Source organism: Clostridium sp. 1001271st1 H5 (assembly GCF_005845215.1).
Classification (GTDB): domain Bacteria; phylum Bacillota; class Clostridia; order Lachnospirales; family Lachnospiraceae; genus Enterocloster.
On the sequence record NZ_SPHO01000001.1, the window covers coordinates 657,152 to 669,220 of the forward strand.

Here is a 12,069-nt window from a genome sequence, read left to right on the forward strand (position 1 = left end):
AGAGTGAATAATATGAGCATAAGAAAAGTGGTCGCAGGACTACTGATTACAGCAGGGATTGCCATTATGGCAGTCCCTTTTTTCTGGCGGGCAACCGGAGAAAAACAGACAGAACAGCTCATAAGTGAATTTGAGCAGACATTGGAGGATGATTACGATGAAGAAACAGATGTGGAGGAAGAGCAAACCTCCATTAGTAAAGAGGATGAAGCCATTCTTAAAGAAGGCGGTGTTATCGGCATCATTGAGATACCGGGCTTAGATATCAGGTATCCGGTAATGGAGGGAACCACAAGTAAAGTACTTAATGCCGGGATTGGTCATATAGAAGAAACAGCAGGAATCGGTGAGAGTGGCAACTGTGTATTGTGCGGTCACAACGGCAGCAGATATGGCGCATTTTTTACACCACTAAGTCAGATATCCATAGGCGATGAAGTGATGATAACCGACAAAAAGGGGCTGAAGCATATCTATGAGGTAACAAAGACAGAGATAGTAAATCCGTATGATAACAGCATCAAGATACAGGGTACAGAAAAAGAATTAACTCTTTTTACCTGTTCCCAAAAAGGAACCATGCGTTTTGTGGTCAGATGCATTTATAAGGAGGCGGTGATGGATGAATAAGAGATACCGGTTAGGAGAGATAGAAGAGACAGTAGCAGAAATGGAAGAGCTAATTGACATCGAGGATGATATTGCAGAGATTGATGATGAATTTCAGATAGTCGTAAGCGGCTGGTCTGTGTATGTCGAAAGCCTGAATCTGACACTCAGACAGGGAATAGCCTGTGTATGGGATGCAGAGGAAGGATTATTTATGCCTGATTTTGATGTGACCATCGTGTATGAGGGGAACATTGAAACACAGGAGTGGCTCTACTATGAGCAGGACGGAATGGTCGTTACACTTGGCAACTGGTTAAATGGCAGATTGTCTTGTGAACAGATAGAACAGCTTTGGTGTGAGTTTATCATACCGGAGCAAAACAAAGAACAAAAAGAAAGCGAGGAATAGCATATGAAGTATTCAATTAAGGTAAACGAAGTAAGGGCAAAAGAGGGCAGCAATATCAAAGGATTTGCAACAGTGGTATTCGGTGATTCATTTAAGATCACCAATATCGCAATCCTTGAGAATAAGGACAAAGGAGAACTTTTCGTATCCATGCCAAGATACCGCTCCAATGAGCGTGATGAAAGCAATGGCGTAATCTATAAGGATGTGTGCAATCCTATCACAGCAGAATTTCGAGAGGAACTCTATACCAATATCCTTGATGCTTATGCAAGAATCAAGGAACCGGAGAAAGAGGAGATACAGAAGCAGGACAGAACACAGGAAATGCCTGAGTTTTCCGTAACTGTGACACCTTATGAGAGGGAAGGCAGTAACATCAAGGGACTTGCACGTATTTATTTTGAAAACAGTTTCATCGTAAATAACATCAATATCGTGCAGGGCAAAGAGAAAATCTTTGTATCAATGCCCTCATATAAGACAAAGCAGGTGGATGAGCAGGGCAAGCCAATCTACCAGGATGTCTGTTATCCGGTCACGAAGGATTTTAGGGAAAAACTCTACAATGAGATTATCTTTGAATATGAGAAAGCAAAGGATAAGAGCAACGAAAAGGCGAGGGAGAGTGCCGAGAAACATCATGGCAATCCCGATAAAGAGAAGGACAAAGAGGCAACGCCCTTTCGATAATTGGTAATCATGTTACAGGGGCGGCCAAGGCTGCCCCATTTACAGAATGGAGGAAACAGAATGGATATGGAAGCAGGAAAAACACTTACCAATGAGGAGGTTATAAGGGAACTTCTCGACTTATTAAAGAAGAATGCCATGAAAGAGCAGGCAAACGATGTATTTGAGATATGCAGCTATGTGGATGGACTGGAGAAAAAGATTGATTCCATGACGGAAGAACTCACCAATATGCAGAACCAGATTAAAGAAATGCATGAGGATACCCTTGTCAATAATGCTAAAAAGGCATTGTCAGAAGCACAGGAGCGACTCAATGCCAGATGTGAGCAGATAAAGTCACAGGTATTGGAAGTGAAAGCACAGGTCAAATCTACAGCAAAGAGCATAGTTGATGAAGCAAAGGCAAAGGGAAGAGCTGCATTATACAGGGTGTCTGAGTTCTTAGAAATTAAGAAAAAACTTCTTGATATCCGAGAGAATGTAAGAGGTGCAATCAAGACCACGGATAAGGATATAGCAAAGACAGCACTTCTTGCAAAAGGATTTCGTGAAGCAGGGCAGACAGCAGTCAATGCATTCCGCACTTTTGCTGACAAGCCGGAGGTGGATTATTCACAGAAAGAGCAGAAACATCCCATTACAAAGGCGGTGCTTGCACCTATGAAAGCCGTGAAAAAGATGCTTGTAACAATGGAGCTTCATCTGGATGCTTCGATTGATAAGCTGGATAATCTGGCTATGAATGTGCAGATTGATAAGGAAAAGCATATGGAGAATGCTAAGGTGCAGGAACAGACGGAACCGGAGAGGGCAGAAGCTGAGCGAGTGGAAGCAGAGATTGTATATTCACCGATGGTCGCTGAACCGCAGGAGTATCAGTATAATGCAGATGCATTTGAAAATTATTTGAGAGATAATGCTGCAAATGATAATAAGAACAAAGAAATAATAATGCAAAAGGATAAAAATGTACGATGAGTAGGCATAATTCGTAAATTAATTGCCACTACGTTTTTGAAATAGCATTGAAGTGGTATCTACGATGTTTTGATGTGAAATGGATTCTGCGGTATACACAAGGAATACAAATTGACTTTTCCAGGTTGGTGTTGTAAACTATGATTAGCATTGACTAACCATAAGGAGGGCGCTCATACATGACAAATCAATACATGAATAATCTTTATCGTGATCTGCTCTCTAATTCACCGCAGACGATCACCATAGATATTCCGGCAGACATGGGAACCGGTCAGATTTCGCAGATCGTCACGAAACAGGGAGCAGTTGTTTCAGACTGGAGAATGAATTACTTTTCGGATATGAACGTGCAGGGAGTGAGCAGTGAAGAATACATACAAATGCTGTTCTGCTTCAATGACGGTGTTTCCTGGAATATTGCAGACAACCGGCAAAGTGCCAGCATACAAAAGGGTGAATCCTGTATTTATCGCGGCCACGGGAAAATGGAATATATGTGCTATTCTAAAAAGAGCGATTTCCTTTTCAAAAATGTGAAAATACCTCTATCCTATTTCTATAAGATTCTGAATGACTACTTTGAGGCTGGTGAGATCGAGGTCTATCGGAAAAAATTATTGGACGGCATATCAAAGGTGAATATCACGCCCTATATGGAACACATTTTTGCGGAGCTGCAAGACTTCACGCAATATCGTGGCGGGTTGGGATACCTGTTTCTGGAAAGCAAGGTCTTTGAGCTGCTATCGGTATATTTGAGCGAGGTCCTGGAGCTGAGTATTCTCGCGTCAACCTACGTTGCAATTTCCAGAAGTGACCGAGATTCCATCATAGAGGCAAAGCGAATTATTGACAGCCAGCTTGCCCTGGCTCCGAGCTGCGAGGAATTGGCGCGGCAGGTCAATATCAGCACTTCAAAATTGACGAAGGGCTTTTCCTCCCTGTTCGGAACATCGGTTCATGCGTATGTCATCGACCAGCGGTTAGAAAAGGCGGCAAGCCTGCTGTTAGAAAGTAATTTGAATGTCAGCCAGGTGGCTATACTGGTGGGATATTCAAAAGCGAGCAATTTCGCAGCGGCGTTCAAAAGGAAATACGGAGTGAATCCGAAAAACTATAAAGCAGAAGCTACGATTGGATAAACGCAAAAATACTGATTTTGGGTAGAATAAAATTGGTTTTGGGTTGGAATCGTGGGTGCAAATTGTTATTATATGTGGTGTGGTTAGAAGAAGCTAACCACACCACATTTTCATTTTCTCAGAGATAAGGAGGATACTGGTATGAGTTCCCAGAAAAAAAGTTCCCGGCTTGAGGGAAAAGATTTAATTACTATCGGCATCTACACCGTCATCTATGTCGTGATTGTTATGCTGGTGGCGATGCTTGGCTTCATCCCCATTTTTATTCCGCTGATGGCGGTGCTGTGCCCTTTGATTGGCGGCATCCCCTATATGCTGTATGTTACAAAGGCTAAAAAATTCGGGATGACTGCAATCATGGGTTTCCTGATTGGCCTAATCATGGTGTTCTTCGGCAACGGCTATCTTACCATGGTAACTGGTCTCGTTGGCGGCCTGTTGGCCGACGTGATCCTGAAAAAGGCGGACTACAAAAGTGCAAAGAGTACAGTTCTTTCCTGCGGTGTGTTCAGCATCTGGGTGTTTGGCAACTTTGCTCCCATTTTCCTGAACCGTGAAAGCTATATGGTAATGTTGACTGAAGGATACGGCGCTGAATATGCAGCTACCCTTAATACATATATGCCTATGTGGATTGCGCCTATTCTGCTGGTTGCCTGCTTTGCGTTTGGCCTTGTCGGAGGTATGATTGGGAAAGCCATTTGCAAAAAGCACTTCCAGCGTGCCGGTATTGCATAATGGCGCGGGAAATTCTGCTCAGCAAAAAAACAGAACAAGGGTTACGGCTCGATCCGCGTACAAAACTGTTGCTCATCTTCATCATAAGCATTTTTGTCATGGGCGGAACAGGCGGAGAAGCTATGGGGCTGATCCGCCTTGCTCTTTGTACGGTTCCGGCTATATTGCTGCTTACCTCGAAGCAATGTGTAAAAGCTGTGGGCTATATTGCTGTGTTTTCTGCTTTTTATGCTGTTCAAATTTATGTTTTGCCGCACCTTACGGGGATATTGAATTTCCTCGTTCTGTTTACAACCGGATTCTTCTGCCGAATCCTTCCCAGTGTTGCGATTGCTGCCTATGCAGTGAAAACAACAACGGTCAGTGAATTGATTTCCGGCATGGAAAGAATCCATATGCCTAAAGAAGTGACGATCCCCTTAACGGTCATGTTCCGCTTCTTTCCAACTGTCTTTCAGGAGTCAGAAGCAATCAGTGACGCTATGAAAATGCGTGGGATTAAACTTGGAGGGAAAAAATCTTCAAAAATATTGGAGTATAAGCTGATCCCGATGATTACCTGCTCCGTGAAAATCGGTGAGGAACTTTCCGCTGCGGCAATTACCCGTGGCCTCGGCGCTCCTGTCAAACGCACAAACATTTGCCAGCTTAAATTCAATTTTGCCGATGTGGTTCTGATCTTGTTTTGTTGCTTTGTAGTGTTTTGGGCGATTGCTTCCCCGATAATTTCCGCAGGAGGGATTTTGCCATGATAGATTTTCAAAATGTTTCTTTTTCTTATGGTGAAGAATCCAGCGGCGGAGGGATTAGAAATGTCAATCTCACCATAAACACAGGGGAATTTGTTTTACTCACGGGAGAATCCGGCTGTGGGAAAACAACGATTACCCGTTTGGTAAACGGGCTGGTGCCTCATTATTACGAGGGCAATTTAGAGGGCGATGTCCTTCTGGACGGAAAAAGCGTATCAGATACGCCGCTTTATGAATTGGCTGCTATGGTGGGATCTGTATTCCAGAATCCCAAAAGTCAGTTTTTCAACGTGGATACGGATAGTGAATTAGCCTTTGCTTGTGAAAATTTAGGCTATCCTCAGGAGGATATCCTGAAAAGGATTGACCGGACAGTTTCCGATTATCATATTGAAGATTTGATGGGGCGAAGCGTGTTTGCTCTGTCCGGAGGCGAAAAGCAAAAAATAGCCTGTGCTTCATCAAGTGTATTGCTGCCGGGAATTATGGTCCTGGACGAACCATCTTCTAATTTGGATATGGCTGCTATTGATGACCTGCGGCAGGTCCTGAGCCTCTGGAAAAAGCAGGGCAAAACAATTCTGATTGCAGAACACCGCCTCTACTACCTTCACGATCTTGCAGATCGTGTGCTGTATGTAAAAGATGGGGAGATTGAACGGGAATACACGCCTGCTGAATTTGACAGCTTATCGGATGGCACTCGAAAAGAAATGGGGCTGCGGCCGTTTTCTCTCTCGAAGTTGAAGCCTGCGAATCAGTATCAGGCGCATACAGCTAAACATATGGAATTTCAAAATTTTTGCTTTGCGTATAAAAAGCGGGAACCGGAAAGTCTCCATATTCCGAGTGCAGAACTGCCTGTTGGAGAAACGATTGCCATTATCGGTCTGAATGGCGCTGGAAAATCTACTCTGGCCCGCTGTATTTGCGGACTGGAAAAGAAGTGTGGCTTTTTGCAGGTTGACGGGAAAACCCTTGATTGGAAAGCCCGGCTCAAACATTGCTACATGGTAATGCAGGATACCAGCCATCAGCTATTTACCGAAAGCGTGGCGGATGAAGTGCTTCTGAGCATGGACAACAAGGATGAAACTGTTGTGGATAAAGTCCTTAAACAGTTTGATCTGCTGGAATATAAAGACAGGCACCCGCTTTCTCTTTCTGGCGGGCAAAAACAGCGGGTAGCGATTGCGTCTGCCATTGTGAGTAACCGGGAGATCATTGTGTTTGACGAACCAACAAGCGGGCTTGATCTCAAACATATGCGGGAAGTTGCGCGGAGTTTGAAGTCACTCGCGGATCAGGGCAAAACGCTTCTTGTTATTACGCATGATCCGGAGTTGGTGATGGCGGGATGTTCGTATGTAGTCCATATGGAAAAAGGGCAAGTAAAAGAAAGCTATCCATTGGACGAATCCGGCAGTAAAAAGGTTTTGGATTTTTTCCGAATCCGCCAGTGAATTTTAGAAATTATGAATGTCAGGGCCGCCTTGACTGGACAGAAAGATAATGATAAGAGGCCGCTTTACTTTGGCGGCCTCTTGTTTTTGAAGCACAGACAGTACGGCTCAATATAAGGAGGGCTTATGTTCAAAAAAATCTTTGAGTACGCAGGGCCATATAAGAAAAATATGTATGTGGCCACGGTTGTCGTACTGGTCAGCGTTCTTATGGGCATCCTGCCTTTTGTGCTGGCCTATCAGGTCATTTCGCCATTGGTTATTGGCGATTCTGTTGAAACAGAATTTGTTTTATTCCGTGTTATAGGGGTTTTGATCTGTCTTGTTTTGCAGGCGTTTTTTTATGGATGGGGATTATCAATTTCTCATAAAGCAGCATATAACACATTGTTCCGGCTGCGGGTATCTCTGCAAAAGAAGTTTGAGAAACTTCCCCTTGGCATTGTGGAGGAAAAAGGGACAGGGACAATCAAAAAGCTGTTTGTCGATGATGTGGACAGCTTGGAATTGCTCCTTGCTCATTCAGTCCCGGAGGGTATCGCAAATTTACTGATCCCGCTGATGATTTATGTTGCTATGTTTTGTGCGGACTGGAAACTGGCTCTTATGTCTTTGGCCTCTATCCCGATCAGCCTGCTCTCCATGGTCATTATGTACTCTGTTGGAATGAAGCGCATGGGTCCCTACTATCAGTCTGCACAGAAAATGAACAACACGATCATTGAGTACATCAATGGTATGGAGGTTGTCAAGGTTTTCAACCGGGAGAGTGAATCTTACGAGAACTTCCGCAAGGATGTAACGGACTATCGGGATTATACCTTGGCATGGTATAAGGCCGCCTGGCCCTGGATGGCGATATACGGAAGTCTACTGCCCTGCACTGTTATTCTGACTTTGCCTCTTGGGGCATGGTTTGTTCTCTGTGGCATAAGCACTTTACCTGATTTGATTTTAGTCCTCTGCCTTTCCCTCAGCATTGGGATTCCTCTCCTGAAAGCACTGGGCTTTATGGAGACGATTCCGAATCTGAATTATAAGATCACGGCACTTGAACAGATGTTAAATACGGCACCGCTGCAAGCTGCTGAGGATGATTTCCACGGACAGGATTTTAACATTTCTTACGATCATGTTTCCTTTGCGTATCAGACGACACAGCCTGGCCCAGATGGGAAACCGATAATAGCGGAAAACGAAGTCCTCCACGATATTACCTTTGTGGCACAAGCAGGACAAAAAACTGCCCTAGTTGGTGAATCCGGTTCTGGCAAGAGCACCCTTGCAAAACTGTTGATCCACTACTATGACCCGCAGAAAGGGAGCATTTCCATTGGCGGGCAGAAACTTTGTGATATGAGCCTGGAGACATTGAACAGCCGCATTTCCTATGTGGCTCAGGATCAGTACCTGTTTAACACCTCCCTGCTGGAAAATATCCGTCTTGGACGTTTGGATGCTACCGATGAGGAAGTAATGCAGGCGGCGAAGAAAGCCCAGTGTATGGAGTTTCTGGAAAAGCTGCCGCAAGGTATTCACTCCATGGCGGGCGATGCGGGGAAAATGCTTTCCGGGGGGCAGCGCCAGCGGATTTCCCTGGCGCGGGCAATATTGAAGGATGCCCCGATTGTAGTGCTTGACGAGGCCACGGCCTATGCTGATCCAGAAAATGAGGAAAAAATGGAGGCTGCTATTGCGGAGCTGGTGGAGGGAAAAACCTTGGTAGTTATCGCTCACAAACTTCCCGCTATAATGAACGCAGATCAAATATGCGTTATGGATCACGGAAAGATGGTGGCAACCGGAAAACATCAGGAGTTGATTCAAGCTTGCCCAGAATACCAAAAGTTGTGGAAAGCGGCTCAGGACAGCACCGAGTGGAAAGTATCTACTGCAAAGGAGGGAAGATAAATGTTTGCATTGATTTCAAGAATCCTGAACCTCTCCGGGAGGTATAAAAGCCGTATTCAGGCTGCATTTCTATGTGCATTTGTCGAGTCCATTCTCTCCAAAATGCCGATCTTCATGGCGTTTATCGTCTTGGCCGGGTTTGCTGATAATACGCTGACTGGAAAGACCTGTCTGTTTGTCGGACTTGGATTATTAGCTGTTGTAGTGGTTCAGACAGTGGTTCACTATTTGAGCGACCGTCTGCAAAGTGCCGCTGGATTTATGATCTTTGCTGATAAACGGATGGAGTTGGGAAATCATTTAAGAAAAATGCCGATGGGTTACTTTACATCGGGGAATATTGGCAAAATCAGCTCTGTTCTCAGTACGGATATGGTATTCATTGAGGAAGTTTCTATGAGTACCATTGGCAACATGATGAGCTATATGCTGTCTACTTTGGTTTTAGCTGTTTTTATGTTCGTACTGGATTGGAGACTTGGGCTGATTGCGGTAATCATTACCTTGCTGGCATCACTGGTTGCAAAATATATGAATAAGGTTTCCTTCAAGGAGGCTGTCGGGCGTCAAAACCAAAGCGAGAATTTGACGGATGCGGTCTTGTCTTTTGCTGAAGGAATTGGGGTTATCAAAAGTTACAATCTGCTCGGAGAAAAATCTGACGAATTAACGGAAAACTTCAAAAAATCAAGGGATGTCAATACGAAGTTTGAGCAGAAAATGACACCGTGGACCACTGGCTTAAACATTCTCTATGGCGTGGGTATTGCCGCTATCTTCGGTTTATCCGTTTTTTTACATCAGGAAGGCGTACTCTCCCTGGCTTATCTTTTGGGCGTGCTGCTGTTTGTCTTTGATCTCTTTGGACCTCTGAAAGCTCTTTATGGAGAAGCAACCCGACTGACCGTGATGAATGCCGCATTAGACCGCATTGAAGCTGTTTTGGACGAGCCCGAACTTCCCGATAACGGAAATCAACATATTCTGTCACAGGCACAGCCAGATCAGCCAGAAGTACAATTTAGCGATGTGGGCTTCGCCTATCAGGACAAGGAAGTCCTGCACAACATCAGCTTCTCTATGCAGAAGAATACCATGACCGCACTTGTGGGACCGTCTGGCGGTGGCAAATCCACGATTGCGAACCTTCTGGCGCGGCTGTGGGATGTGAAATCCGGCAAAGTGACAATCCGCGGTACAGATATTCGGGATATACCTCTCGCCGAACTGATGGAACAGATCAGCATGGTTTTCCAAAGGGTGTACTTGTTCCAGGATACCATTTACAACAATATCAGCATGGGTAAACCGGACGCTACCGAGGAAGAAGTCTATGAGGCTGCAAAAAAAGCCCGCTGCTATGATTTTATCATGGCGCTGCCAGATGGATTCCAGACAGTCATAGGTGAAGGCGGCGCTACTCTGTCCGGCGGCGAAAAGCAAAGAATCTCTATCGCCCGATGCATTTTGAAGGACGCACCGATTGTCATTCTGGATGAAGCGACTGCAAGTGTTGATACCGATAATGAAAGCTATATCCAGGAGGCAATCAATGAGCTGGTAAAGGGTAAAACATTACTTGTGATTGCACACCGCCTGAATACCATCCGTCAGGCAGATCAGATTTTGGTGATCTCTGATGGACGGATCAGCGAACAGGGAACCCATGACGAGCTTATGGCAAAAGCCGGGATTTATCAGGATTTTGTAAATATCCGTAAAAAGGCTTCCGGCTGGAGCCTTGCATAAAGGAGGAACCGATGAAGATTCATGCGTCCGGGGAGGATTATCTGGAGGCTGTGCTGATTCTTCAAAAGAAGCAGGGCATGGTCCGCTCCATTGATCTTGCTCGGCACATGGGCTTTTCAAAGCCGAGTATCAGTCATGCGGTGGGCGTTCTGCGGGATGGCGGCTTTCTGACAATGGACGAGGATGGATTTCTCCACCTGACCGATATAGGCCGGGAGGTGGCAGAGAAAATCTATGAACGCCATCAATTCTTTACGGAGCAGCTTGTGGCTGCTGGCGTAGACAGAGAAACGGCGGAGCAGGACGCTTGCCGGATAGAACATGTAATCAGTGATACATCCTTTCAGAAGTTAAAGGAAAAAATGCGGGGAACCGATTAGCGCACACCGGCTCCGCTCTGCATAATAAGTTATCTGCCCCGTCCGGGGAAAGAAAAAAACCGTTGACTGGGGCAGATAATTTCGTGCGCTATTTTAAGGTTTGAACTCAATCGGCGGTTTTGAAGGACAATTTCAGAGCCGCCGTTTCTTTGCGTTTACACAAACTAATGACGACTTGCAGGGACACGGTAGCCGCTTGGAGGTTATTTGCCGTGTCTCTTTTGCTTTTTCAAAGCTCCCATGATCTACATCAATTAAAAAAAGCATTGCCCCTCCTCCGGGCAAGTATAGCATTGCATCGGCATTATCGTTCCATGTGATTCAGCATAATAATGACTGTTCTTGTTGCGCCAGTTTCCCATTGTGTGGAGCTGGCGCTTTTTGCTGTCGATTTTTCGGGAAAGTTCCCGAAGTACGTCGCTGCCGTTCCCCACCTCCATTCGATTCACCCGTCAATCACCCGTGAATCGAAATGGAGGTACATAATGAAGAAAATTAACCTTCGGGAGCTTTATCCTGATGTTTATACAACAGACTTTTTTGTAGATGTGACAGAGGAAGTAATGGAGACTATTCGAGCAGCTGAACGTGCGGAGGCTGCGTATGAGCGAAAGATGTATCGTTATAAAGCACAGTATTCTCTGGATTGCGAGAATGGCATTGAAAATGCAGTGCTGTTGAAGCCGCAGACACCGGAGATGCTTCTGGAGGAAAAACAGTTTCAGGAGCAGGTCTATGCCGCTGTGATGAAGCTGCCGGAGAAACAGGCAAAGCGAATTTATGCCCGATACTATCTGGGAATGACGGTAAATGAAATTGCCGAAGTAGAAGGTGTAGATTCAAGCCGTGTTCGAGACAGTATCCGCCGTGGCTTAAAGCAGCTCGGAAAATATTTTTGATAAAGTTTCATTTGATGCGCCTGTTTTTTGCTTTTTTTGTCAGTGTTAATAAGAAGGACAAGTTTTCCTCCTTCATCAAGTACATTGACAATCGAATAGGGAGGCTAGCAGTTTTATCCGCTCATCTATGAGCCGTTTTTTATTCTCTGTGACATAAAAATTCATCTGGATATTCCGTTTCCGGTTCGCCATGCGCTGCCTCCATTCTTCATAAGAGTTTGAGATTATCTCAACAAACATTTTTCATTTTCGGTCAAGAGATCTGAAAATACGAAAAATCGCAAGCGGGTACTCGCTTGCTGTGCTTGTTATCAAGCCTTACCTTCTATTTTTCTCT

The 12,069-nt window shown here is 44.9% G+C and carries 12 protein-coding genes; all 12 read left to right on the forward strand.

Features of this window, described 5'->3' with window-relative positions; all coding sequences use genetic code 11:
* Positions 1–12 precede the first annotated feature (12 nt).
* The 12 genes from FGS84_RS02780 to FGS84_RS02840 all read left to right on the forward strand — a co-directional run bounded on the left by FGS84_RS02780 (position 13) and on the right by FGS84_RS02840 (position 11,732).
* A complete protein-coding gene (locus FGS84_RS02780; protein WP_138304182.1) occupies positions 13–630 on the forward strand; it encodes a class D sortase in 618 nt (205 codons plus the stop codon).
* The gene (locus FGS84_RS02785; protein ID WP_138304180.1) at positions 623–1,021 is read left to right on the forward strand and encodes a hypothetical protein; all 399 of its coding nucleotides are present in this window, start codon (positions 623–625) and stop codon (positions 1,019–1,021) included. Before FGS84_RS02780 ends, FGS84_RS02785 begins: the two co-directional genes overlap by 8 nt.
* A 3-nt stretch (positions 1,022–1,024) precedes the next feature.
* On the forward strand, positions 1,025–1,714 hold the full coding sequence (locus FGS84_RS02790) for a SpoVG family protein (protein WP_138304178.1): 690 nt from the start codon (positions 1,025–1,027) through the stop codon (positions 1,712–1,714).
* A gap of 60 nt (positions 1,715–1,774) precedes the next feature.
* Positions 1,775–2,695 carry a DUF6674 family protein gene (locus tag FGS84_RS02795; RefSeq protein WP_138304176.1) on the forward strand — a complete coding sequence of 307 codons (921 nt, stop codon included), beginning with the start codon at positions 1,775–1,777 and terminating at the stop codon, positions 2,693–2,695.
* Between the two features lie 179 nt (positions 2,696–2,874).
* A complete protein-coding gene (locus FGS84_RS02800) occupies positions 2,875–3,840 on the forward strand; it encodes an AraC family transcriptional regulator (protein WP_138304174.1) in 966 nt (321 codons plus the stop codon).
* Between the two features lie 141 nt (positions 3,841–3,981).
* Positions 3,982–4,578, forward strand: a complete 597-nt coding sequence (locus FGS84_RS02805; protein ID WP_138304171.1) for an MptD family putative ECF transporter S component — start codon at positions 3,982–3,984, stop codon at positions 4,576–4,578.
* Complete coding sequence (locus FGS84_RS02810; RefSeq protein ID WP_008395312.1) at positions 4,578–5,330, forward strand: energy-coupling factor transporter transmembrane component T; 753 nt, start codon at positions 4,578–4,580, stop codon at positions 5,328–5,330. The genes FGS84_RS02805 and FGS84_RS02810 overlap by 1 nt, the downstream gene beginning before the upstream one ends.
* The gene (locus tag FGS84_RS02815) at positions 5,327–6,793 is read left to right on the forward strand and encodes an energy-coupling factor ABC transporter ATP-binding protein (RefSeq protein WP_138304170.1); all 1,467 of its coding nucleotides are present in this window, start codon (positions 5,327–5,329) and stop codon (positions 6,791–6,793) included. Before FGS84_RS02810 ends, FGS84_RS02815 begins: the two co-directional genes overlap by 4 nt.
* Before the next feature lie 126 nt (positions 6,794–6,919).
* The gene (locus tag FGS84_RS02820) at positions 6,920–8,704 is read left to right on the forward strand and encodes an ABC transporter ATP-binding protein (RefSeq protein WP_138304167.1); all 1,785 of its coding nucleotides are present in this window, start codon (positions 6,920–6,922) and stop codon (positions 8,702–8,704) included.
* The gene (locus FGS84_RS02825; RefSeq protein ID WP_055941747.1) at positions 8,705–10,453 is read left to right on the forward strand and encodes an ABC transporter ATP-binding protein; all 1,749 of its coding nucleotides are present in this window, start codon (positions 8,705–8,707) and stop codon (positions 10,451–10,453) included.
* Between the two features lie 11 nt (positions 10,454–10,464).
* Positions 10,465–10,833, forward strand: coding sequence for a metal-dependent transcriptional regulator (locus FGS84_RS02830; protein ID WP_008395306.1), 369 nt, complete (start codon positions 10,465–10,467; stop codon positions 10,831–10,833).
* Positions 10,834–11,318: 485 nt separating this feature from the next.
* On the forward strand, positions 11,319–11,732 hold the full coding sequence (locus FGS84_RS02840) for a sigma-70 family RNA polymerase sigma factor (RefSeq protein ID WP_044930365.1): 414 nt from the start codon (positions 11,319–11,321) through the stop codon (positions 11,730–11,732).
* The last annotated feature ends 337 nt before the right edge of the window (positions 11,733–12,069 follow it).